This is a genomic window from Corynebacterium bovis DSM 20582 = CIP 54.80, from assembly GCF_030408615.1.
Classification (GTDB): domain Bacteria; phylum Actinomycetota; class Actinomycetes; order Mycobacteriales; family Mycobacteriaceae; genus Corynebacterium; species Corynebacterium bovis.
Genome location: NZ_CP047188.1, coordinates 22,275 through 44,240 on the forward strand (window position 1 = coordinate 22,275; position 21,966 = coordinate 44,240).

Genomic DNA, 21,966 nt, shown 5'->3' on the forward strand with positions numbered 1-21,966 from the left:
CCGCGATCACTTTGGCTACCGCGTGCTCCAGAATCCGCTGCAGGACGCTGCCACGTCCTCGGCGGATTCGTCCTTTTACAGGACGTTTTCGGTGCACACTCACAGGCCTCACCTCCCTCCATGACAGAGTAGGGTCAGGTTGCGTGCCTTGACGCGGGCCCTGGGCCTGGTCCGTCACGCGGTGCGGCCATCATGGGACACCGCGGGAGGCAACCAATTAGCTTATACAATGGTGCACGTCCTGCACCAGAGGTTAGACGCCGAGTCCGGTGCCGGTGACCGGGCCGGAGTCCATCCCGAAACCATCCGCGGACTGCTCAGGTCCGTGGGTTCCGCCGGCGGCGACGTGTACCAGCGCCTCGTCGATGGAGTAGGGGAACAGCCCGTCGGGCAGTTCGGCCGGGGCCACCTCGTCGGCGGACACCGTCTCAGGGATCGCCCCGCCGACCGGTGGCTCGAGGTCAGCCGAGCCAGCCGGAACCGCGTCTGCCGCACCGGCATCCACCTCCGGGGCGGGGGCACCGTCAGTATCCCCGGACCCCACGAGACCAGCCCCGTTGGTGGCTCCGGTGTAGACCATCACGCCGACCGTCACCGCCGCCAGGGAGGGGACAACCGCATCAGACGCGGTCGCCGGGTCCTGCCTGACCTCGGCATCGCGCAGTCCCTGCTGGTAGGCGTCGTCGCGTTCGCGGTCCAGGTCGGCGACGGTCAATCCACAGCGTCGGTGTAGCTCGTCGTCGGCGCGGACAGCGGCCTCGGGGCGGGTGTCGCGGGTGGCGTCGGCGATAGCCCACCGCACCGCCAGCGACGCAGACTCACGCGTGCGGGTCTCGACCCCGGCGGTGGCCCGGGCCAGCCGGTCGGCGCGCAGCCTGGCCCACCGGCCGGGATTGGTGTACCTGCCCCGGGTAGCGGTGAGGTAGGCCAGCTGCCGGCGGGCCTGGGCGATAAGTGCCCTGACCTCGTTAGCCTGGTTTGTGGTCATAGTTCTGGTCCTTCCTGGGTCCTGGTCGGTAATGCTGGCCCGGTCCCTGCAGCGGGGGTGAACCTGTCCGGACGTGGCCGTCGGGACTCGGAACCCGTCGAAGCGGTGTCAGTGGCCGAGTCGGTGGTGTCCGCGTGGGCCTGGACCCCGGCGATGACTCCGCGCAGCACGTCAATCGGAGTATCGGACGGTACATCATCACGGGTGCCTGCAGGTCTGCCTGACGACCCGGCGGTCTTCTCGACGGCAGCTCGGGCTCGGGCGGCGCGCTCAGCACGACGCCGCCGGGACCGAATCCTGTCCTGGTTGACCGCCGCCGGCTGCCCCGGCCGAGGACCAACACCCTCACCGGCCTGACCATCCTGGCCGTCGTGGCCACCAGTGGATATCTGAGACCCGGCCAGGTCCTCGGCAGGCCCATCACTATTGACCGGATCGACCGGTGTCGACGAGGTGGGAGAGTCGCCCCGACCCTCGTCCACGGCGTCGTCCGCCGCGGCAGACTCCACCACACCAGCAGCGGCACGCCGTTCGGCAATCTCGTCACGCAACCTGGCGATCAACTCCCGCCGACGCTCCCGGCTGGCCGGGGCATGGTTGACCAGCAACCCCTCGGCAACGTGCCGGCGCTCCGTCCACAGCTGCTTCTCCGCCCGACGACGTGCCGCACGGGCCTGCTCAACGGCGATGTGCTCCTCATCAACCCGGGCGGCGTGATCCAGCCGCGCCTGCCACTGCGCGTCATTGGCCGCCAACGAGGAGACCGCCAACCACTCCCGCTCCGGCGGCAGGCTACGGGTCACCTCGGACAGCCGCCACCGGGCCGCCTGCTCACCCGCCCGGGCCTGCTCGAGTGCCCGCCGGGCAGTAGCGATCTTTTCATCACGGTGACGGGTGAACCTCCCGGCCGCCACCGCCTGGCCCAGCCTGTCCTCGGCCGCGGCGACCTCCGCTGCGGCAGCATCCCGGTCACGCTGCAAAGCCACTGCCCGGTTGATCCTGCCGGCGGTGGCCACCGTGTCGTTCCACTCCGCCTCGACCCGACTGACCGCCGGCCGGGACAGCGCATCCTGCAGCCCCTTATCCGGATCCACCGCCGCATACGACACCCCAGAGGCCGAGACACCGTCGATCCGCCGCAAAGCGGCATCGCACTCGGCAATGTACGCCCGGATCTGCGACGGGGCGAAACCAACCATCGGCGACTCGCCGCCGAGCCGGTGGTGTTCGGTGGCGACCCGGACCAGTGCCGGGACGATCCGCCCGGCGGCCTGATCGCCGGCCAGTGTTCCACCCAACGCCTGGTCCAGCCTGTCGTGCAGCTGCTCCCGGCGCTTCTCGTCCTGTCCGGCGGCCTCCGCGGCCGCACCCACACCGGCCCCAGCACCGGTATTGGCATCGATGCCGCCGAGCAGCTCGGCCGGGTCCGCCCCGGTGGCCTCGGCCACCGCAGCGATCCTGCGCACCGCCGTAGACCACGCAGCGTGGTACTCCCGCCGGTCGGGCAGATGCTCGCCGACCAGGCCCGTCCACCCCGGTTGCTGCTCGACAGCACGGTCGCCGGCGGCGTGCAGGCCGTCCTGCACCACCCGGTAGACCTTCCGGCAGAACCGGTCGGTCTCACCGTCGATCACCCCGTCGCGCAACGGTCCGGTGGCCTGCAGCGGCGGGCACGCCCCAACCGCCCACGACAGATCCTCGTCACCATCGCCGGTGTCAGCCCCGGCGCCGGACCGGGCCGCGGAGTGCCGGTCGACCAACTCCATGCGCACCATAAACGCCAGCGACCCCCGCTGGTCGGGCTCGGCACTATCCCACCGGTGCTTCGCCGCCGCCACCGACTCGACCAGCAGCCGGTCGGTGTCCGCCTCGACAGCATCCAGCGCAGAGACCACCCGCGCCAGCCGCACGGTCTGCGGATCCGCCGCCAGCAGCCCCTCGGCCTCTGCCAGCGACGCCGCGTCCCTGGCGTCGTCCTTCCGCCGCTCCTGCTCGACCCCGGCAGCCTCGGCGGTCGCTGCCCGGGCGGCGGCCAACACCACCTGAACACCAGTCGACTCGACCAGGTCCCGGTAGGCCAACCGCACCGACTCCGGATCATCGCCGACCGCCGCATTCGCCAGCGCCGCCCGGGCAGTAACATCCGACCCATCACGGGCGACGATCGTCTCCAGCACCTGCCTGGCCGACGGAGCAACCAGCTCACCAATGTGGTTGATTCCGGTGTGGCGGTCCAGATCCGGAACCACATCATCGGGCACCCACACCCGGTTGCACTCCCGCCCGCGGGTCATCGCCACATACAACGACTGCCTAGACATCCCCGGTGCAGCCACCACGAACGCGTCATCGACAGTCATCCCCTGCGCCCGGTGCACCGTCGTGGCATACCCCAGCTCCACCTCGTCGGCGACGTAGCCGGCCGGCAGCACCACCAGCTCACCCGATGCGGCCCGCACCGTCAGCGACCCGTCCGCCCCAACCGCCGCGACGGTCCACACTTCCCCGTTCTTCACCGACTTCCCGCCGTGGTGACCGTACCGGATCAGCCGGTTGTTGCGCCGGGTGACCACCACGTCCCCGACAGCCGCGCGGTTGCCGTCGGACAAACCGACCTCGCCGGCCAACGGGTTGACCGTCCCGTCGTCGATGAACGCCCTCCGGGCCAGGACGTTGAGCGCATCGACCGTGCCCCGGTCCGCGGCGATCATCACCGACGTCCGGCCCGCGGCCGTTGAGTCCCGCCAGGCGTCGAACACCTCGCCCGGAAGCTGCTCACGCAACCCCGACCGCACCCGGCCCCGGGCGGTGTACCAGTCCAACACCGATACCTCGCCGGCGCGCAGCCGCAGGCTGGCGTCGGCCTCCGCTGGATCGGAAAACCGGTGAACCTCCGACAGCACCGGCGCATCGGTCGCCTCCGCCAACTCGCCAAGCATCCCGCCGGCCTCAACCGCAGCCAGCTGCTGCGGGTCACCGACCAGCCGAACGAACGCCCCCGCCTCCGAAGCTCGCCGCACCGTCTCAGCCAGGTTCACCGTCGACGCCATCCCCGCCTCGTCGACCACGACCACATCCCCGGGCCCGAGCGACGCCAGCTCCTCCGGGACCCGCCGGGCACGGGTGTAGGTGTCGATCGTGAACGCCTCAACCCCCAGCGACTCACCCAACACCTCCGCCGCCCGGGCCGACGGAGCCAACCCCACCACCCGAGGCGAACGGGTCCCCCCACGGCCGTCGGGTACTACTGGACCGGCCTCCCACGCCCGGGCGAACACGTCCATCGCCGTGGTCTTGCCCGTCCCCGCCGGGCCCACCCCGACCGCCAGCTGCGCCGGAGAGCACAAAAGATGCTCGACAAACGCCTGCTTGTCCGCCGACAGGCCGAACCCACCACCGGCCTCCAATTCGGCAACCCGGGCGCGCATCTGCCCGACCGCATTGTCGTTGACCCGCCAAGTCACCGCCGCCTCCGACAGCGCATCCTCGGCGTCCAACACCTCCTGGCTGGTGTAGCGGGTCGACCCGGCGGCGACGTACACGCTCGTCCCATCGGCCCGGCACATCGACGCCGGAGCATCGGCCAGCACACCAGCGGCCCGGTCGACGGTGACGCACCGGCCGGTAACGATCCGGGTCACCAGCCGGGCCTCGACCTCCGCCCGGTGGTCGGGCGAGTCGAACGAGAACCGCTGCAGCTGCCGGCTGACCTCCGAGTCGACCTGGAACCGCGTCCACGTCGGACGGTCCGACGACAGGGCACACACCGCCGCATCGACAACACCATCCTCGTCTGCCGCCTCGACCGATCCCCACCGGCACCGCCGCACCCGACCGGCACCACCGCCCGGACCCGACCCCGGGCCTCCACCGGCCCCCGTGTCGGGACCGTCCTCGGGGCCAGCCTCGGGTCCGGATAACACTGCCGCCAGCACCGACGCCCGGTCGAACTCGTCGGACATGCCATCGGCCCGAGCACGCCAATCGGCGTTGAGCGCCTCCAGCGACAGAGCCGGAGTCTTCGGCCCCCGGGTCTCCAGGTTCGCCTGCTCCATCAACCGGATCTGCGCCACCTTGCCCGGCTCCCGGCCGTACCGCCGGCGGTACTCCTCGACCAGCTCCCGTCCCCGGGCCAGCACCGAGTCCCGCCGCGAGAACCCGGCGATCATCTCGTCGGGAACCCCGGCGACCTCCCACACCGGCCGTGCCCCCCGCGAGGTCACCCGTGCCTCGAACCGCACCGGCAGGTACGCCTCGACCAGCTCGGTGACCCGCTGGTTGTAGTGCTCGCTGGCCGTCACCGCCGCCCGGTGCAGCACCTGACCATCCACCGTCCGATAGACGCCATCAGAACAATGAACCCGGTTGAACAGCGCGCAATGGGTGTGCAGGTTCGGGTCCCCGGCACGGTTGTCCCAGTGCACGAACCGCGCCACCGTCGCCCCGTCGCAGTCGATCTTCCTGACTCCGTCGGTGCCCGCTCGGGTGAACAGTGCATGGTCCTCGATCCACTGCAACGAGTCGTCCACCGCCTCCGAGTGTGCCCGCATGATCGCCTGCCGGGTCTCTTCGTCGCCGATGCCCCAAAGCACCGAGATCGACTTCGCCGGGGTGAAGACCATGTCGTATCCGGCCACCGGATACCGAGCCTGACGCTTCTGCTCGGCGATGAACCGCCGCACCTGCGTCGAGTCCACCCCCGCCTCAGCATCTACCCGAACCTCACCGTCTGCGCCGCCTGTCACGCCACCATCCGACCCGGGAGAGAGGTCCCCATCGGCGGTCTCTTTGGCGACCTGTTCGGCGAGGATCCGTCGCGCCACGATTTGTTCGATGCCCTCCCGCTCCTCCGGACCCGGCACCTTCCCGTGCACCTTCGTGAAGTCCTCGATCTGCGACCGGCACTCCGCCAGGAACCGGATGTCCCGGTTGTAGTCGTACGGCCTGCGCCCCAACCGCACCCGTGCCAACGCCTGCTCACCCGAAATCCCATCAGCGACCAGGTCCGCCAGCCGGTCGTCCGCATCCGGGTGCAGGAACTCGCCGTACGCCGCACGCATCTGCGCTTCGGTCACCTCACCGGAAACCCCTAGCTGGGCAGCCCCACGACCCCACCACACTCCCGGCGGCACCCCCTCGGCGGTGTAGTAGTCCGCCATCAGCTCACCGCGCCGCCGCGGCTGATCGCCCGTGGCCACCTGCCGGGTCAGGTACGAGTACCCGTCCCCGGCATGCAGCACCTTCAGGCTCATCATGGCACCAGATCCTAGCAGCACCCCACACCACGTCCGGGAAACCTAGGGTAACCATGCAAGAGGTGTGTCGTTCCTGGCCGCGAACGCGGCCAGGCGCGGCGCAGCCGCGCAGGTCAACGGTAGCTATGCTGACGGTGACAGGCAGGGTCGGCCGATGCAGGTCGGCCGGCGTCAGCCTGGGCAGCGGGGGTGATGTGGGGTGGTTGCGTCAGAGCTGTGTCGGTGGGGAAGCGGTGGATATGATCTGTGGCATGGCTAACCAGAAGAAGAAGTCCGCCGCCCTCGCCCGGGCCCGCGAGGCGATCCTCGCCAAGCAGCAGGCCACCATCGCCGCCCTGGCCGACTACGAAATGCTCGACCCCGACACCACCCGCCAGGGAATCAACGCCGCCCGCGACGAGACCATCGCCGCAGCCGAAGCCACCCACCGCCGGGCCATCGCCGACCTGGACGACAAGCTCGCCGACATTGTCGTCCGCCTCCGCGACGCCGCCACCGCCGCCGAGGTCACCCAGCTGACCGGGCTGAGCGCCCGCCGCCAGAAGGACTACCTCACCCGCGCGGCCACCAACACCGCCAACAACGACCACGGCAGCGCCACCGACAGCATCAACGATGCTAACTCCCGAGACAACGTCCACCGCAGCGTCGAGATGATCAACGACGACGGTGCGGCCGAAACAGTGGGCCACGAGTAGCTCAGCCGCGGTCGCCGGACCCACCGGCCGGGACGCCGCACGGACCCGAGAAAGGACCACCGATGTGAACCAGCCACCGTCATCGATCCAGCACCGGCACCACACCGACTCCCGCAGCCACGACCACCCTGGCCACCACTGCCGGCCCCGCGCCTGTGGAGGCGTGCGGTGACCGACATCGACGTGCCCTTGCCCGGACTGGCCAACCTTCGCCGCACCCGACCATCCACGGTGCGGATTACCACTGCGGCACGTCGGTCGTTCTGGCGGCGGGTCCGCGTCACCGACTCAGGTTGCTGGATCTGGACCGGAGCCGTCGCCAGTGACGGCTACGGCCGGATCACCTGGACCCACCACGGCGTGCCCCGAACGTTGAGCACCCACCGGTTCGCCCTGACCCTCGCACTGGGAACCATCCCCGCCGGCATCGTCGCCGCCCATGGCTGCGATCACCCCCTGTGCGTGCGCTTTGGTGCCGGTCACGTCCACCCTTCGACGCAGTCAGCTAACCTGCATCACGCCATCGATGCCGGACGCCACGACAACGTCAACCTCGTCGTCGATTCCACCCGCCGCCGGCAACAATCCTTGACCACCCGAGCCATGTTGCTCGGCCGGTGCGAACCGCAGGCCAACTCCAATTCCGAGCAACCTGAACAGTCGATGCTGTTCTGATCCGTCGGGGCCGGAGGATAGACGTCGCCGTGACGTTCGACGACCGGTGGTACAGGTCTAGGCGGGTGGGTTGTTGTTGGATCCGATGCCGATGCGGAACCCGTGGTAGCCGTCGTCGGTGACACCGGGTACCTCCGGTGCGTAGGTCACACCGTGTTCGGTGTTGTCGACCTTCTCGCCGAGAATGCCGAGCATCGTGCCGAAGAAGAACACGATGTTGAAGCACACGATCCATCCGACCATGCCAAAGACAATCCACATCAATCGTCCGATGATTCCCCGGCCCATCGCTAACGCCCGGAAGGCGATGATGGCCACGCCGATCCACCACACCGCCGACCAGAACCCACCGTCACCCATCGCGTCGGTAATCGGCCCGTGGTGGACTGCTCCAGCGGCCACGGCGTGCACCTGCCCTGCCGCGGCGTGTGCCACATCGTTGTGTAGTGATTGTCCGGCAATGGTTCCCGTGATCATCGTTGAGCATCCTTCGCACTGTCTGTGCACAGTCCCCGCACCGAAGCAGGTCGAGTCTGTCTGATCAGTACCGGGAACAACCCATCCGCCCGCCGGGCCTCCACACGGTCCGGGGCGATGGTGCATCCGGCCCGGCTCAACAGGCCCGCCCCGCCGACGTCACACATGTTCGGCACCAGCAACGATGCCGTCGGGGCCGGGGATACTGGTCGAGTTCCTCGGCGCAGCGGTGAATCGCGTACGACATCAACCAACAACGGCCGCAGCACTCGACGAATCCACACCCCGGCCGGCACCCTCGTCATTGTTGTCGCGGCCGTCAGGCCACCCGGCGTCCCGCACCACCGGTGGCAATGGCCTCCACGACCTGCTCCCAGCTCCGCCCGGTGGCGCGAACAATATCCCTAATCGGCATACCAAGCTGCGCCACCCGGGCGATCTCAGCGTCGGTGGCATCCCCGGACACCGTCAGACGCGGCAGACCCACACCCACAGCAACGAGCACCTGTTTGGTGTAGGCAATGTCTGCCTCCCCGGCATCAATCATCGCAGGCGTCAGCCTCACCTGATCACGCTCACTGATGACCACGCACGCCTGATCCACCAACCGCTTTGCTGCCGCCCCGTCCAGGTCGAACACCGACCATGCGCACGCAACAACACCATCAACCGCACTAGCGGCCAGCACATCAACCTGCTCATCACTCATCGACTCGATCCACCGCACAGCGTCAGCAGCAGAACCAAAAACCGGGATACTCATCGCTCGTCTTCCCTTCTCGTGTTGCCATCTCATCGGTACACCATAAGTATACCACGAAAGGTTGTGGACGCAACGTTTTATTGAGACTTTTTCTTGTCATTTACCCCCCTCTTTCCGTAGTGATCGTGAGGTTATCTGTGCAGGTGAGCGGTCATTTATACTGGCTGGTGGTGCCACTGCAGACGGTGCGGTTCATGGTCTTCATTGACCGCTTCGCGATGGTGCAAGAACACGTCGGGTACAGGTGGGTCTTGTTAGGCAAGGTGATGGTCGCCCCGGCAGGGGCGGGCATCGCCGCGGCAGCGAAGATCGTTACCTGCATCCCCCAAGCCCACCGTGCCGCCCCTCACCCACTTCGACAACACCCCCACCTTCTCCCGAGCCCCCTCCCGGGTACCCTGACATGCCAGCCAGAGTGCTTTGCAGGACCGCTCTAGGCCACCTGATGGAGAAACCGCGAGACTCACACCAGGGCGTCAAGCTACGGCATCTGCCGCATCATCATCAGCGGTTTTCCGGTCAGCGTAGAGCCTGGCAACCCGTTGGTGACTCAACCCTAGGACCGCACCGATATCCCGATAACTCTGGCCCGCAGACTTCATCTGAGCGACAACATCAGCCACCGTATTCTGAGCATCCCGCTGCGCCCGACGAGCCTGCAACTTCGCTTCCTTGATCGCCGCGATCCCGTCCCGAATGTCCTCAGGCCACACAACGGTCACCTCCCCGCCACGAGGCGACGATCCGGTCATAATCGCGATGAGGTCCACCACAGTCGGTTCAACGTCGCGTAGGTGGGCTGCGTAGGTCACGCGACCCAACGCCGGAACCTCGATCATCCACCCGGGCCCGTCCGCTGTAACATGAACTATGTAGCCAGCCGTCGGCCCCGCATCAACATCATCAGTAGGGGAGCTCACCGTGTCCACCATCTCTTTCCCAGATACTCTTCCGTCTCACGGTAGATCGCTTCTGCCGTACGCTCCGGAATCTCACGGTGACGAGGTACAGGCACCAGCCCGCTTCCTCCGAGACGAACAATCGTGTGCCGACCACCTTCAGACTCCCGGTAGTCAACACCGACCCGCCTCGCCTGGCGCCGAATGTCCCGTAGAAGATCCCGTCGCTTCGTCATAACTATAGTCTACCGGACATAGACTGTCAATGTCTACCCCAAATGGACTTGGGTTGACTGTTAGGGAACGGCGTTATGGAATAGCGCTCCACCTATCATCCTGTTCGTTTGATGGGCACGAGGAACGACCCATCCGCCCGGCGGATCTCCTCCCGATCCGGGTCGACGACGTAGCCCGCCCGGTTCAGCATGCGGGTCCAGCCGACATCCCGCCGGTTCGGCATCCGGGCAGGCCGAATCTCAGCGACAACATCAATAGACTCCCCACCGGTCCACAGCGCCAGGCCAATCCAGTCCGGCTTGCGTTTCGTTGGCACCACCACCCAGTCCGCCACGGGGATAAACCGCGGCCTCCTGCCCGACCGGGTGGTCACCACCTGCTCGGCCTTGGCCTGCGACACCGCACCATCCACGAACGGCCGGCCACCATTGATCTCACCTGCCAGGTAGTCGAGGTAGTGCCGGACCGCTGCCCGGTACAGCTCAGTCATCGACGTCTCCGCGGCGACCTCACCCAACCGTGTGCGGGCAGCCTCCAACTCATGGTGCAACCCGACTGGAAGCCTGATCCTGCTGACCACCGACGCCTGCTCAAACTGATCCTGCCTGCTCATGCCGCATACCCTCCTGCGATCGTTGTGTCTGCATCCTTACGCCGCTGGTTGCGGGCGGTGATCCCCGCGACAGCGGCAAACATCTCAGCAAGCTCACCGCGGGCCTGCACACGCCTGTCCTGGTCGGCCTGCCCACCACCTGGCAGGCCGGGGATAAACCCGTCACGGCGAGCCTTCGCCCAACGCTGTGCGGCCCCCACCTCGGCCAGAATGTCGAATAGGTCGGCTTCCGGTGCACTCTGACCCACCTGGGACAGGTAGGTCGTCGCTGCGGTGAACTGACGCCGGTACGACCGGCCCAGCACCTCATCTGCCCAGTACACCACCGCCGCTGGCACCCCACCCAGGCCGGCAAGATCAGCGACCATCACCTCACACGCCCCACCGGCAGGCCAGGTCACATCCACCCCCTCCGGGTGCTGGCCAACCCACCGGGCAACCTGTTCAGCATTGACCACCTGCCCTTCACTGGCCAGGGTGCGCATCACACCAAACAGAGCACCCGAGTACGGACTGAAGAAATCCTTCGGGTGCAGATAATCCAACACGTAAGCCACATCACCTACGGGAACATCATCGGTCCACAGCAGGCAGGACAGCAGCATCGCCTCGGCATCCACACCAGCCGGCGTCTCCGGGCCCGGAGCCGTCGGCTCATCACACGCCAACGAGTCGAGGTGGCCATTAACCGTGTTTTCCATCATGCCTCTAGTATACCACTACCAGTCGCGGGCGCGACCTTTGTCGCTATCTTTTCCTTGTTATTTTTCCCTCCCTCTCCGTGGCTGCATGTGATGTATTTTCCCAGGTCTGGTGCTGCATGTTGTGATTGGTTGTGCCACGTGCGGTCGGTGCGGTTCCTCCAGTCGTGGACCACCCCGTGTGAGTGCAAGAACACGTCGAGTACAGGTGGGCCCTTTAGGCGAGGCCGCCGCGAAGCGGTGGCCGCGGCAGCACGCGTTGCTCACCGTCAGCACAGGGAACGGCGCCGGTTTCCACACTCCAGAAGTTGCAGGTGTTGCACCCATTTGCACATCGTGCTAATGTCAGTCCATGAGGTTTAACCGAGCCAGTTTGGAGGCATTCCACACCCACGGCACCCCACCGAAGTACATCCCACCAGAACTTCGGGCTACCGTTCGACGCAAACTGATCATGATCGACAGCTCACACAACATCAACGATCTCCGTACCCCTCCAGGAAACCGTCTAGAACGCCTCAAAGGGGACATGAGAGACTATCACTCAATCCGCGTCAACAGTCAGTACCGCATTGTCTTCCGATGGACAGAGAGAGGAGCAGAAGATGTTGACTTCATCGACTACCACTGACCCGGACGTCGTCGGCGTTCCGCACCCGGGAGAGATCCTCAAGTTGGAATTCCTTGATCCGTTGGGGATCAGTCAGTACCAGCTGGCGAAGGATCTCGACGTTCGACCATCACAGATTTCACGAATCGTCACCGGACAGATTGCCATCAGCGCGGCAATGGCCGTCCGCCTCGCGGCACGGTTCGGAAACTCTGCACAGTTCTGGTTCGGTATCAGCAACGCATGGGAACTGTGGAACGCCCGGCAACACACCGACACCAGCGCCATCCCTTCGCCGCATCTAGGCACCGGTTACGCCAGCTAGCCGACTCCCAGCCAGTAGTTGGTGATTCGTTGCTCGTCCCAGGCATACGTGATCGTGGCGAGGATATCCCGGCGTCTAAACCCGGTCATCGCGACAATCTTACGGATCGGCGTGCCGGTCCCGGCAGCATAGGCGATCTCCGCATCGGGGTTGCGATCACCACGCAGCACCCGCGGGGCGCGCAGCACCAATCGGCCAGCTTCGATGAGCACGTGGTGGACGTCACCACTTTTGCACCGTCCGGCATCGATAACCTCAGCATCGATATCAAAGCCACGACCGGCTGACATCCGCTCACACACCCTGCCGACCAGGCACTGCGCGGCAAAGGAGTGCACATCATAGATATCCGATACAGCACTGGTGATACCACCGACAGCGCTGGCAACAAACGCCGCAGCCTCAGCGTCAGTCATCGCCGTCACCCACGCCAGCGCATCCTTGGTCGTGGTGACCTGAGGCACCATATTCATACCCACTCACGCTGTTTCTTTTTCACGTCCACACCGTCTTCATCGTCTTCTCGGTCACCCCAGACTAACGCGCCCATCTGCAGCAGACAGCAGGACACACCTGATGTGAACCGTGTACACCCCTTCTGACCTGCTCAAACAAAGCGCCGATAAGTTATATTATGACACTATAACTATGCGTGGAGACTCGCCCGTCGACACATACAGTCGCCATACCCATCCGTCGGCCCAACTCACCGCCGGCAGGCGACCACCGGCGAACCTCACCGACCCCAACCCGCCCAGAGCGCCACCGAAAGCTTCACCGCGTCAATACCCGAAAGTATATAGATTAATAGACGTCCTGCTCTTGACTTAATCGGTAAGTCACCTAAAGTTAAGTGACCAGAATCCTCTTCGCTGACTGCTGGCCCTCGACACGCCACCAGTCCAGAAAGGACCTCGCCACCGATGAACACCCGCCTCCCCCGACGGCTCGCAGCCGCCACACTGGCACTGGCCATTCCACTGAGCGGCACCGTCGTCGCGCAAGCCGAACCCATGCAGTCTGATTCCGGTGTTGCTTCCGGAAACACCGCACAACCAAGCGGTTCCAACGCGTCCGGAAGCTACCGAGTGCATTCTCACCAGAGCGAACTGACCCCCGAACAGCTCAAGAAGGCATATTCCGAGCTCAACGACTCCGACCTGCCCCGGAGGTCCGTCACCGAAAACGGTCACCGCATGGTCGTCTTCACCCTGCCTTCGGCAGGGGAACTGGCGCTTCCCGACTTCGATGCCCCGCAGCCGTACGTCAATGGCGGGAGGAATGGATTTTCGGGGTTCTGGCTGGAGTTCACCCCTCGTGAACAGGATCTCCTCATCAGTGGCGGTGGGTTCGCGCTCGGCGCCGGCATCTGTGCTATTCCCGCGGTCGGCCAAGCGGCGTGCATCGTGATCGGTGCCATCATCACCGCAGCATCGTGGGCCGTATCGAGCTACGGCAAGTGCGACTCGCGGTTGCACATCGACTTCGGCTGGGACGGGAAGGCACGCGGAGTGAGGTGCATTTAGATGATCATCGATGTCAAGGCCCTGGTTCCGTTCTTCATGGGAGCTTTTTTCTCCCTTCTTTTAGCATCCCGGTACGGTTCCCTGTCACTGGGTGTGGCACTCTTCATGGGAGTTACCGTGGTATGCCTGGTGCTCAACCGGTTCTTACGCTCCAGGAACCGATCATCCGCCCAGCAACAGCCGCAGCGTTGAATTTCCCCGGCTTTAGCCCCCCAGGGGAACCTGGAAGGGGGGCACAACCCTCCCCTGCCCTGTGTCTCCCGTGTCGGGTGAGGAGGCAATGCCGGTAGCGTCGATGGCCACGGTGTTGAAGTCGGCGACCGCCCGGTACAGCCGTTCGTTGAGTACCGCCGGCGGCAGGCATCCCGGGCCCAACCGGGCACCCAGGACCACCACCGGAGCACCGGCGGCTGCCCAGGCGTGGGCAGTGTGGTCCGACAGCAGGGCAGGGTCGGCAACCACCGACGACACCACCCGGGCGAGCTCGTCGGATGAGGTGGCGCCGGGCACGCCACCGGCAGCAGCCACGGCAAGTACGGTACTGATCAGGAAACTGGGCATATCGTCTCCGTCGTGAGGAAGTGCACCGAAAAAGGGGTGGTGCCCGGGGGTCAGGCACCGATGCTCCGTTCGGTGGTGGCCCGGCGTGCGCGGCGGGTGGCCAACTCGTCGCCGGCGACTCCCCCACTGTTGGTTGCTGCGGCACTGTCATGCTTGGGGTGGTGGCTGGGGAACCGGGTGATCGTGGCCGACAAGTCGGCAACCAGGCCGGGGACGGCGAGGCCGAACACGCCCTGCCCGCCGGACAGAAGGTCTGTGACCTCGTCGACGCTCCTACACTGGTACACAGTGGTGCCATCGCAAAACAACGTCGTCCCAGCCACATCCTCGATGCCAAGGTCGGCGAGGGTCGCCAGGGCTCGTCGGACGGCCTTGAGTGACAAACCGGCTCCCAGCAGGTTGGCGATGATCTTGATGATCAGGATGTCGCGGAAGCTGTAGAGCCGCTGGGTCCCGTAACCCGCCGCGGGGGTGACCGAGGCAGTGACCAGGCCGGTGCGGGTCCAATAATCCAACTGCCGGTAGGTCACACCGGTGATCTGGCAGACCACCGTGCCCCGGTAGCCGACCGCACCGGCGCCATCACGCTCATCGACCAGATCGAACAACCCGTCCTGCACACCAACTCCTCCCCCACCGGGTGGTGCGGTGGTGCAGGTGGCTTCCATCGGTTGTGTGGCAGTCATGGTGGTGAATGTTCCCTTCTTACCCAAAGGATGAGCAGTCGTGTCACGGCCCGGCGGCAATGGGATCACTGCTCAAGCGGGCCGTGGGCGGTGTAGTTCCAGGCTAGTGGCCTGGCCGGGTGCTGCGGAACTTTTCTCTCCCCCTTTAGGGACGCAGACGGCCACCACTCCCCCACTCCTCGATCTGTCTGGTGGGTCGTCGTAGACGCCCCGCCTGCCCTGGCCTCTTTGCCGGGCCCAGACACCCGCGGCCACCGGTGTCAGGTACCACCGATCCTGGAAGGCAAGGTTGCCGCTCCGCGGCAACCGCGGCAGCACATTGTTAACTTCACAACTAGCCAACTGTACATCTAGTTGCTATTGCATCACTCATCGCCGGCAACAAAGCCGGTCAGTAGACCTCAGCAGCCACGCATGAGACTTGATAGCAGACAAGCACAAACGTCGTGTTGTTAACATGGAGACTAGATGCCTTTTTGTCTAGTTGTCACGTAGGTAGGAGTCTACGGCGGCATTTAGGACCTCCTGGATGGAGGTTCCTTCTCTCGCGGTCTTTTCTTTGAAGGCGCGTTTCTTACCCTCTTCGATGCGGAAGCCGACGACAACACGGTCGTCCTTGGCTTTGGGTAGCAGCTTGTCGGCGTCGACGCGGCTGCGATTGTTCTCCTCTGAAAGGGGCTGGGCAGCAGTCCGGCGAAAGGCGTTAGTCTTGGTGTTACGCATCGGCCAGAACCTCTTCAATCTCGTCGAGTACGTCGTCGAAGCCGTTGAGCTTGTCTGGTACGACACCGTTGGCGTGAACGATATGTTCACGGTGGGTGATGATGGTGTCGAACCGGGGGATCGGTTCCGTGTCGTCGGCTGGTGAGTCGATGTCCGCGAGTACCTGTTCCAGTGCCTTGGTGCGCAGACGTGCGTCATTGACCAGGATGACACCCTTGCCTTCGGGGAGCGACCGGTAGGTCATCTTCGTCCGCGCGTAGTCATCGGGGGAGGGACGACACGGAAGGATGACCATGTCGGCTAGGTCAGCTGCGATCGCAAAGATCCTGGGATCCCCTGGGGGGCAGTCGACTATCGTCGGGCTGTCTCCGTCTCTGACCTGCTTGAGCCTGTATTCGGTCAGGTTTTCAACGCTCCACAGGGGCCTGTCCTGGTTTTCAGCGTCTGCCGTAGCCACGGCGAGATCATGCCATCGCGTGGCTGACCCCTGAGGGTCCATGTCAATGACCCTTGCCCTGGTCCCTCGCTGAGCAAACGCCTCCGCAAGGTAGATGGTGGTCGTTGTCTTCCCTACACCGCCTTTGGTGTTGGCGACCGTGATGATCATGGTTATCACGCTCCTTCATCAAGGTTGCAAGATGACGTGTTAACAACAACACTAGCAGTCTTTATTTCATGTCTGCAAGTTGCGTCGTCTTTTTCCTGCCGGAGTGGTCTTGATGTGGCTAGGCTAGTCAACTAGCTATCAAGATAGCTAGTTGTGTTGATGACGTGGTTTTCCCGCCGGTGCCAGCCGCCCGGTCTTCCCTGCAATGGAGGCCGGGGGCGTGTCCGGGGTGTTTATGGTTGCTGTTCTTCCGGGAGGAGGCTGTCTGCTCCGTGTGTGGTCCAGGCTCGTTGGGCGCGTGTGTGGTGTTTGAGGTAGTGGGTGAGGTCGGGTCGGTTCATGTGGGGGAGTTGTTGTTGGTGTCGGGTGGTGCGGGTCAGTTCGTGTGTGATGGCGGTGTGGAGGTCGCCGGTGGTGACTTTCGCTGCGCGTCGCAGCAGGTTTGCTCGTTGGGTGAGGAGATGTGCGAGTTCGGTGCGCAGGTCGTCGGTGCTGGTGGGGCCGGGTCGCCGGTGGCTGGTGGTTCGGGTGGTCATGAGGTGGGGTCTCCTTTCGTCGTTGTGGGTGGTAGTCGGGTGTGGTCGGTGAGCTGGTAGTTAGCCGATGGGTGTCCAGTGGTGTCGTGTGCCGTTCCAGGTGACGCCGAAGGCGTCGGCGGTGCGGGTCCAGGTGGGGAGTTGTTCTGGGTTGGTGAAGTCGAGGCGGGTGAACACGCTGGTCAGCCATCCGGTGGGGTTGTGGGGCAATTCTGCTCGGTGGCGGGGTAGGCCGAGGGCGATGTGTCCGGTTGTTTGGCTGGTGGCGGCGTGGGCGATGGCGCGCATGACGTCGCGGGTGGTGGCCCAACAGGGGGTGTGGGTGTCGATGAGGCGGGCGAGGTGGGGGAGTCTGGCCTGGTTTTTTTCGGGTCCGACGAGGCGTGCGTAGGGGCCGTTGGCTGCGCCGCAGCCGTTGACAACACGGGTGAGGTCGTCGGCGATGCGCCAGGCGCGCAGGCTGGGAGCGGTTTTGGGTGCCTTCGCGGGGGCGTTTTGTTGGGTCTGTGCCCCGCCGGAGGCGGGTGTTAGGTCGCCGCGCGTAGCGCGGTGGTCAGGTTCGGTGTGTCCGGTGGGGGTGAGGTGGTGTTCGCGCGCGCGTGCGCGCGCGTGAGCAACCCGATGACTACCTAGAGAACAAGACAAACCGTAACCACAGGTGTAGGTGGAAGATTTTCCGTTTCTGCTGGTGGCGGCGGGTGTGGTGGTGTGGCCGGAATCCGGGGCGATGGCGGGGTCTGTCGGGGTGCCGGTCTCGGGGGGCTTCGGGGCGGTGTGGTCGTGGTTGTCGCGCGTGGCCAGCCGGTCGGTCAGGCCGTGCGCCCAGGCGGGGCGAGTAGCTGGTGCCGGGCTGGTGGGGCGGAGGTGGTTGGGCAGGGTGGCGTCGACGACGTTGCCGGCGGCTTTCTGGACGTGTCCGTGCCAGGCGTGGGCGGCGAATCGTTCGACGGTGTGCAGGTGTCGTCCGCGGGCGTGGATGATCAGCAGGCCGGCTGTGGCGAGGATGGTGGTGATGGCCCGCAGGTAGCGTGCGCCGGTGGCGGGGGTGATGGTCGCGCCGTGGCGTTCGATGGCGCGGGTGACGATGGTTGCGGTGGCGGCGGTTCCGTTGTGGCCTGCCGGGTCGAGGTAGTCGGCGCGGGCGCGGATGAGCGCTTCGGTGGTGGCTGCGCTGGCTTGGAGGTGTTTGTGGGTGCGTGCGGTGTTGCATGCGGCGGTTGCGCAGGTGATCCAGTGGTCGCGTCCGGCCCAGGTTCCGCGGGGCGTGTCGGGGTCGATGGGCAGTGACCAGGAGCCGGGGGCGGTTTGGGTGCGGTTGAGGTGGTTGGCGGCGGTGATCAGGTCTTGGCGTGCGGTGGTGATCTCGTCGGCGAGTTGGGTGGCGTAGTGGTCGAGTTGTTCTTTGGCGGTGTGGAAGTCGTCGGGCAGGTCCAGGACGGTGCGCCAGGCGGCGAGTTGGCCGCGCCTGCTGGTGGCGGTGTTGGCCATGCGTGCGGCGTTGTGGATCCGGGCCAGGTGACCTGCGGTGAGGTTGGCAGCGTCGAGGTCTACCGGAGGGGTTTCCCCGGTCTGGGACGTTGGGGCGGTGCAGGCGGTGGTGCCCCCGGCCGCGGCGGTGGTGGCGGTGTCGGTGGGGTCGAAAAGGTGCAAGGCGGCGGTGAGAAGCTCGGCGGCGATGCGGGGTGTAGCAGGCCGCGGCAGCCAGCCGTGCCGCCGCCGCGAGGGTCGCTGTGGAACGCTGCGCGTCGGGAGCTGGGGTACGCCGGTGGTGGGGCGGGCAGCCGTGCTGGTCGCCGTGTCTGCTTGGTCGGGGTCAGCCGTCCTGGCGGTGGCGTCCGATTTTGTGCCGGCTGCTCTGGTTGTCGTTGCGCGGTCGTCGCCGCTGTGTCGACGGGCGTGGCCTGACCGCGCGGGCCTGCCGTCGTTGCCGGGCTTGTTGGCGGTTTTGTCAGCGTGGGCGCGGGCGATGGCTGCGCGTCGAATCGCCGTGCGTGACCGCCGCGGCGGGGCGGCATGCCCGTCTCGTGGGGTGTGTTCGGATGCTCCGAGGTCGGTCTGACCTGCGGGTATATATGCAAAACCCAGGTTACTGGTCGTGCCGCTTGCATTCGGCGGCAGGGTGCAGTTAACCTGGGAAGCGTCGATACGCAACGACGTTCCCTTTCTTTAGGGGGATGATCAGACAATCGGAAGAAGCGGTAACTTCTTCCCTTCCCACTTCTAAAAGGCTCCGGACTAGTCACCCGGGGTCTTTTTTCATGTCTTCGCTCCTGGTCGCTGTGCGGTGCTGCCGGTCAAGGCAGCGAGTGCGTGCGGGTCCTGGGGGCGGCCGCCCGGGTACTGGGCGGCTAGCACGTCATGAATGACCATCCACTATGGATTTGTCTGGTGCGCGCCCGCCTCGCGGCGGATGGTGGGCTCTGCGTGTCCGGCCCTGGTAGTGGTGTCCCCTGAGGAAGGGGTGGGGGTGCGCGGCCCTCACCTGGGGGAGCGGTGCGAGGGGTTGCTCCTGGTGGATCACCTCCGTGTAGTTACATGAACGTCAATCATCTATCCTGCCATACTGTTGAGGAGACGAGAAGGCGACAGGCTGCGATGACCGCAGGTTCTCCACGTCTCCGCAGTCCAGCAGATAGGATCTCATACGATGCTACAAGATACTACCGTCCGGCGAAGGAAGAGGCAACGGCTTCGTTGTCGAGAGGGCGTCCGGGACGTGTTCATTGCGTCGTCGCCGGCGGCTGTGCACTGCGTCGATGATCTCGTCCCGGCCGCGGAGATGGTGGCGGGCTGTAGCATAACGGTGGTTGACGTGGACGATTTGGGTGAGTTCGTGCAGGGGTATACCTCCCGTGCCCCGTCCGGCTCCGCGGTGGTTGAGCTCTCAAGAGTATGTGCGTGCCGGGACTTCACTCTTGCTCACGAGCTTGGCCATCTGGTGCTGGGGCACCGGATGGGGCCGTGTACATATGACAATGGGTTAGGGGTGCTGCAAGGAATCTACAAGCACTCGCATGAAGAAATGCAGGAGCGGGAGGCCGATCTTTTTGCTCGGAACATGATGTGGATGCTGGAGCACGGAGCCGGAGCAACGACCGAGAGTCACTGGCGCTGGCTGTATCAGATAGCCGGTGATGGAGCGTTTCTGTGAATCCTGTCGTCATTGTTCTTCTTTCAGTATTGTTGCCTTCTTTTCTTCTGCACATAGTTCTCGCCTTGAAATCGAAGGTGAAACTGCACTACGGCTTGGCTGGTGGATCGGCGGCGCTGACTCTATATACGGTGCTGAACCTGGAACCGATAGAGCTTGCCCTAGGGAAGGTGTCGGCGAACCTGTCGAGCCTGATGAAGGACTTGCTTATCCTGTTCTTTGTGGCATCGATTTCGTGGTCTTGGTCGACGCTGCACTCTCGATTTCATCAGCGCCGGATTATGGCGGTGGTGCTGGCGGTCCTCGTCCCGTTGGCTGTCCTGCGGTCCATCGTCTGGACGAGGGCTGCAGTGGGGTTCTCGTCATTGACGGGGTATGATTTTGATGTTTTCGTCTTTCATCGCAGTGACTATGCGATGGTGGAAGTTATATCTGCCCTGGTGTTACTGTTTTGCTCAGCGAATCAGTTTCTACTGCTGCGACATCAGGTTAGTCAGGTTATCGCGACGCGCACTGCTTGCGTGGTCATGATGGTATCAATGCTTTTCCTCGCCCTATGGTCGGTCTCGTTGATGTGCTCGGTCACGAAAATCTGGGTGACCGGCACTCAGCTCGGTCCGAACTTTCACGTGGCGCGCAGCGGAACATCTGTGATCGGATCAGTGGCTTATGGCCTGGGGTGCCTGTTGTTCCCGCTGCAGGCCTGGATCGACCGGCGGCGATGGCGTCGGGCGAGTGAGCTGATCTGCGAGCTTCTCCGTGATGAGCTGGATAGGATCAACTCTCTGCCGGGAGGTTTCTCGCAGGACGAGGTTCTTGACGCTATCGTGCTCCGAGGACGCGACCGGGGTGTGGAGTTTCTATACGGCGACCGAGGGTCAGAAGAAGACCTGGCTGAGCTCCTGTCCTGTGGGACGACAACGTTGATGATGCCTCATATTTCCCAGCGGCGTGCGGTGCGGACGTGGATCATGGGTGCCGGTAGGCTCCTGAAACATGCGCACGGAAAAAATCGTTAGTGAAGTCGGTGCCCCCTGGGTTGGTAACGTGGTGGGCTTTGCTGTCATCGGAGCGGCATCGGCGGCACCGTGGCAGGGAGCACTCGTAGGCATGCTGACCGGGCCGGTGCCGATGATCGCGATTCTGTGGATGGTCCGGCGTGGATCGGTCGTCGACCATCACGCCAGTAGGCTGGATCAGCGCAATGTTGTGTTCGCTGTATTGTTGGCCTGCACGGCGGCCGGGGGAACGGTTCTTTCTGGCGAGGGGGCTAGGACTGGATTGTGGCTGCTGTGGGTCGCCGCGCTATATGCGCTGGTGATGTTGTGGGCCGTGACGGCGCTGGCCCGGTTCAAAATTTCCGTTCATGTCGCAGTGTGGACGACGCACGTGATCGTGCTGGCGATGGTCATCTCACCCTGGTGGGGGTTGTCGGCAATGGTAGTTCCCATCGTCGCTTGGGCGAGGGTGAAGGTAGGTGCCCACACACGGTCGGAGGTGATTGCTGGAGCGGTGTGCGGGCTGATGTCGGTGGGAGCGGCTGCGGTGGCGTTGAGTGGGGTCTAGTGTCTGTGCCGCTTGCGGTCGGCGATCTTTCGGGCGGCGTACAGATGGTCGCTGTCCATCTGCCGGCGGAATGCGAGCAACGCCTGCTCGTACCTGCTCCAGGTCTCCGGGTTGGTTGTGTGGAAGAAATCCAGCTCGACACCAAAGAAATCGGCGAGGGCTGCGACGGACTGGAAAGCTGGCTTCTCGGTCTGCCCGGTGGCGATGTTCTTGATGGTCGTCGGGGAGATCGGCGTGCCGGACTTCTTCAGAGCTGTGGCGACCTCACTGGCCGTGTATGGTCCGCGGTTGCCGGGATAAACGGTGTCGAAGAGGAGGGCCAGCCGTTCGGAAAGTGTGGGTGTCTTCATAGGACTGTCCTGGAGTGAT

23 protein-coding genes are annotated in these 21,966 nt (G+C 64.8%); 8 read left to right on the forward strand and 15 right to left on the reverse strand.

Annotated features, from left to right (window positions below; all coding sequences use genetic code 11):
• Window positions 1-253: 253 nt before the first annotated feature.
• Together CBOVI_RS10650 and mobF are read right to left on the reverse strand one after the other, a co-directional pair.
• Window positions 254-988: a hypothetical protein gene (locus CBOVI_RS10650; protein WP_010275363.1), complete on the reverse strand. Its 735-nt coding sequence runs from the start codon at window positions 986-988 to the stop codon at window positions 254-256.
• Window positions 985-6,243: a MobF family relaxase gene (gene mobF, locus CBOVI_RS10655; RefSeq protein ID WP_183273756.1), complete on the reverse strand. Its 5,259-nt coding sequence runs from the start codon at window positions 6,241-6,243 to the stop codon at window positions 985-987. Before mobF ends, CBOVI_RS10650 begins: the two co-directional genes overlap by 4 nt.
• Before the next feature lie 251 nt (window positions 6,244-6,494).
• On the opposite strand from mobF, the gene CBOVI_RS10660 reads away from it, so the two are divergent.
• Both CBOVI_RS10660 and CBOVI_RS10665 read left to right on the forward strand, forming a co-directional pair.
• Window positions 6,495-6,941, forward strand: coding sequence for a hypothetical protein (locus tag CBOVI_RS10660; protein WP_010275524.1), 447 nt, complete (start codon window positions 6,495-6,497; stop codon window positions 6,939-6,941).
• Between the two features lie 168 nt (window positions 6,942-7,109).
• Entirely contained in the window at window positions 7,110-7,616 is a 507-nt protein-coding gene (locus tag CBOVI_RS10665; RefSeq protein ID WP_125176237.1) for a hypothetical protein, read from the forward strand.
• Window positions 7,617-7,673: 57 nt separating this feature from the next.
• On the opposite strand, the gene CBOVI_RS10670 is transcribed toward CBOVI_RS10665, so the two are convergent.
• The 5 genes from CBOVI_RS10670 to CBOVI_RS10690 form a co-directional block, all read right to left on the reverse strand.
• A complete protein-coding gene (locus CBOVI_RS10670) occupies window positions 7,674-8,093 on the reverse strand; it encodes a hypothetical protein (protein ID WP_125176238.1) in 420 nt (139 codons plus the stop codon).
• 319 nt (window positions 8,094-8,412) lie between these two features.
• Window positions 8,413-8,856 (reverse strand): hypothetical protein, encoded by a 444-nt coding sequence (locus CBOVI_RS10675; RefSeq protein WP_010275517.1) that lies wholly within the window; start codon window positions 8,854-8,856, stop codon window positions 8,413-8,415.
• A gap of 476 nt (window positions 8,857-9,332) precedes the next feature.
• Window positions 9,333-9,788, reverse strand: a complete 456-nt coding sequence (locus CBOVI_RS10680) for a hypothetical protein (RefSeq protein WP_010275512.1) — start codon at window positions 9,786-9,788, stop codon at window positions 9,333-9,335.
• A gap of 298 nt (window positions 9,789-10,086) precedes the next feature.
• Entirely contained in the window at window positions 10,087-10,605 is a 519-nt protein-coding gene (locus CBOVI_RS10685) for a hypothetical protein (protein WP_010275507.1), read from the reverse strand.
• Window positions 10,602-11,309, reverse strand: a complete 708-nt coding sequence (locus CBOVI_RS10690) for a DnaB-like helicase N-terminal domain-containing protein (protein WP_010275503.1) — start codon at window positions 11,307-11,309, stop codon at window positions 10,602-10,604. Before CBOVI_RS10690 ends, CBOVI_RS10685 begins: the two co-directional genes overlap by 4 nt.
• 349 nt (window positions 11,310-11,658) lie before the next feature.
• On the opposite strand from CBOVI_RS10690, the gene CBOVI_RS10695 reads away from it, so the two are divergent.
• Entirely contained in the window at window positions 11,659-11,937 is a 279-nt protein-coding gene (locus tag CBOVI_RS10695) for a type II toxin-antitoxin system RelE/ParE family toxin (RefSeq protein ID WP_010275498.1), read from the forward strand.
• Entirely contained in the window at window positions 11,912-12,241 is a 330-nt protein-coding gene (locus CBOVI_RS10700) for a HigA family addiction module antitoxin (protein WP_010275494.1), read from the forward strand. Before CBOVI_RS10695 ends, CBOVI_RS10700 begins: the two co-directional genes overlap by 26 nt.
• Here CBOVI_RS10700 and CBOVI_RS10705 read toward each other — a convergent pair.
• Window positions 12,238-12,720, reverse strand: coding sequence for a hypothetical protein (locus CBOVI_RS10705; RefSeq protein ID WP_157998223.1), 483 nt, complete (start codon window positions 12,718-12,720; stop codon window positions 12,238-12,240). The genes CBOVI_RS10700 and CBOVI_RS10705 overlap by 4 nt on opposite strands.
• A 444-nt stretch (window positions 12,721-13,164) precedes the next feature.
• Between CBOVI_RS10705 and CBOVI_RS10710 the strand changes: the two genes are divergently transcribed.
• The gene (locus tag CBOVI_RS10710) at window positions 13,165-13,767 is read left to right on the forward strand and encodes a hypothetical protein (protein WP_139016762.1); all 603 of its coding nucleotides are present in this window, start codon (window positions 13,165-13,167) and stop codon (window positions 13,765-13,767) included.
• Between the two features lie 204 nt (window positions 13,768-13,971).
• Here the strand turns inward: CBOVI_RS10710 and CBOVI_RS10715 are convergent, their stop codons facing one another.
• The 6 genes from CBOVI_RS10715 to CBOVI_RS10740 all read right to left on the reverse strand — a co-directional run bounded on the left by CBOVI_RS10715 (window position 13,972) and on the right by CBOVI_RS10740 (window position 18,530).
• Complete coding sequence (locus CBOVI_RS10715; protein WP_290215484.1) at window positions 13,972-14,295, reverse strand: hypothetical protein; 324 nt, start codon at window positions 14,293-14,295, stop codon at window positions 13,972-13,974.
• An 83-nt stretch (window positions 14,296-14,378) separates the two neighbouring features.
• Window positions 14,379-14,996, reverse strand: a complete 618-nt coding sequence (locus tag CBOVI_RS10720; RefSeq protein WP_139016763.1) for a MerR family transcriptional regulator — start codon at window positions 14,994-14,996, stop codon at window positions 14,379-14,381.
• Between the two features lie 498 nt (window positions 14,997-15,494).
• Complete coding sequence (locus CBOVI_RS10725; protein ID WP_157998222.1) at window positions 15,495-15,737, reverse strand: plasmid partition protein ParG; 243 nt, start codon at window positions 15,735-15,737, stop codon at window positions 15,495-15,497.
• Complete coding sequence (locus CBOVI_RS10730; protein ID WP_029158102.1) at window positions 15,730-16,344, reverse strand: ParA family protein; 615 nt, start codon at window positions 16,342-16,344, stop codon at window positions 15,730-15,732. The genes CBOVI_RS10725 and CBOVI_RS10730 overlap by 8 nt, the downstream gene beginning before the upstream one ends.
• 233 nt (window positions 16,345-16,577) lie before the next feature.
• A complete protein-coding gene (locus CBOVI_RS10735; protein ID WP_139016761.1) occupies window positions 16,578-16,880 on the reverse strand; it encodes a hypothetical protein in 303 nt (100 codons plus the stop codon).
• A gap of 60 nt (window positions 16,881-16,940) precedes the next feature.
• On the reverse strand, window positions 16,941-18,530 hold the full coding sequence (locus CBOVI_RS10740) for a hypothetical protein (protein WP_010275475.1): 1,590 nt from the start codon (window positions 18,528-18,530) through the stop codon (window positions 16,941-16,943).
• A gap of 1,066 nt (window positions 18,531-19,596) precedes the next feature.
• Between CBOVI_RS10740 and CBOVI_RS10745 the strand changes: the two genes are divergently transcribed.
• The 3 genes from CBOVI_RS10745 to CBOVI_RS10755 are packed head-to-tail and all read left to right on the forward strand — an operon-like array spanning window position 19,597 to window position 21,597.
• On the forward strand, window positions 19,597-20,031 hold the full coding sequence (locus CBOVI_RS10745) for an ImmA/IrrE family metallo-endopeptidase (RefSeq protein ID WP_010275473.1): 435 nt from the start codon (window positions 19,597-19,599) through the stop codon (window positions 20,029-20,031).
• A complete protein-coding gene (locus tag CBOVI_RS10750) occupies window positions 20,028-21,050 on the forward strand; it encodes a hypothetical protein (protein ID WP_139016760.1) in 1,023 nt (340 codons plus the stop codon). The genes CBOVI_RS10745 and CBOVI_RS10750 overlap by 4 nt, the downstream gene beginning before the upstream one ends.
• Window positions 21,028-21,597 carry a hypothetical protein gene (locus tag CBOVI_RS10755; RefSeq protein ID WP_125172697.1) on the forward strand — a complete coding sequence of 190 codons (570 nt, stop codon included), beginning with the start codon at window positions 21,028-21,030 and terminating at the stop codon, window positions 21,595-21,597. Before CBOVI_RS10750 ends, CBOVI_RS10755 begins: the two co-directional genes overlap by 23 nt.
• On the opposite strand, the gene CBOVI_RS10760 is transcribed toward CBOVI_RS10755, so the two are convergent.
• Window positions 21,594-21,947 (reverse strand): helix-turn-helix domain-containing protein, encoded by a 354-nt coding sequence (locus CBOVI_RS10760; protein WP_010275465.1) that lies wholly within the window; start codon window positions 21,945-21,947, stop codon window positions 21,594-21,596. The genes CBOVI_RS10755 and CBOVI_RS10760 overlap by 4 nt on opposite strands.
• Between the last annotated feature and the right edge of the window lie 19 nt (window positions 21,948-21,966).

Bases quoted from the DNA above. Each gene is read 5' to 3' on its own strand.
- CBOVI_RS10650 (WP_010275363.1), bottom strand. From the start codon at position 988: ATGACCACAAACCAGGCTAACGAGGTCAGGGCACTTATCGCCCAGGCC.
- mobF (WP_183273756.1), bottom strand. From the start codon at position 6,243: ATGATGAGCCTGAAGGTGCTGCATGCCGGGGACGGGTACTCGTACCTG.
- CBOVI_RS10660 (WP_010275524.1), top strand. From the start codon at position 6,495: ATGGCTAACCAGAAGAAGAAGTCCGCCGCCCTCGCCCGGGCCCGCGAG.
- CBOVI_RS10670 (WP_125176238.1), bottom strand. From the start codon at position 8,093: ATGATCACGGGAACCATTGCCGGACAATCACTACACAACGATGTGGCA.
- CBOVI_RS10675 (WP_010275517.1), bottom strand. From the start codon at position 8,856: ATGAGTATCCCGGTTTTTGGTTCTGCTGCTGACGCTGTGCGGTGGATC.
- CBOVI_RS10680 (WP_010275512.1), bottom strand. From the start codon at position 9,788: ATGGTGGACACGGTGAGCTCCCCTACTGATGATGTTGATGCGGGGCCG.
- CBOVI_RS10685 (WP_010275507.1), bottom strand. From the start codon at position 10,605: ATGAGCAGGCAGGATCAGTTTGAGCAGGCGTCGGTGGTCAGCAGGATC.
- CBOVI_RS10690 (WP_010275503.1), bottom strand. From the start codon at position 11,309: ATGATGGAAAACACGGTTAATGGCCACCTCGACTCGTTGGCGTGTGAT.
- CBOVI_RS10695 (WP_010275498.1), top strand. From the start codon at position 11,659: ATGAGGTTTAACCGAGCCAGTTTGGAGGCATTCCACACCCACGGCACC.
- CBOVI_RS10700 (WP_010275494.1), top strand. From the start codon at position 11,912: ATGTTGACTTCATCGACTACCACTGACCCGGACGTCGTCGGCGTTCCG.
- CBOVI_RS10710 (WP_139016762.1), top strand. From the start codon at position 13,165: ATGAACACCCGCCTCCCCCGACGGCTCGCAGCCGCCACACTGGCACTG.
- CBOVI_RS10720 (WP_139016763.1), bottom strand. From the start codon at position 14,996: ATGGAAGCCACCTGCACCACCGCACCACCCGGTGGGGGAGGAGTTGGT.
- CBOVI_RS10725 (WP_157998222.1), bottom strand. From the start codon at position 15,737: ATGCGTAACACCAAGACTAACGCCTTTCGCCGGACTGCTGCCCAGCCC.
- CBOVI_RS10730 (WP_029158102.1), bottom strand. From the start codon at position 16,344: ATGATCATCACGGTCGCCAACACCAAAGGCGGTGTAGGGAAGACAACG.
- CBOVI_RS10735 (WP_139016761.1), bottom strand. From the start codon at position 16,880: ATGACCACCCGAACCACCAGCCACCGGCGACCCGGCCCCACCAGCACC.
- CBOVI_RS10755 (WP_125172697.1), top strand. From the start codon at position 21,028: ATGCGCACGGAAAAAATCGTTAGTGAAGTCGGTGCCCCCTGGGTTGGT.
- CBOVI_RS10760 (WP_010275465.1), bottom strand. From the start codon at position 21,947: ATGAAGACACCCACACTTTCCGAACGGCTGGCCCTCCTCTTCGACACC.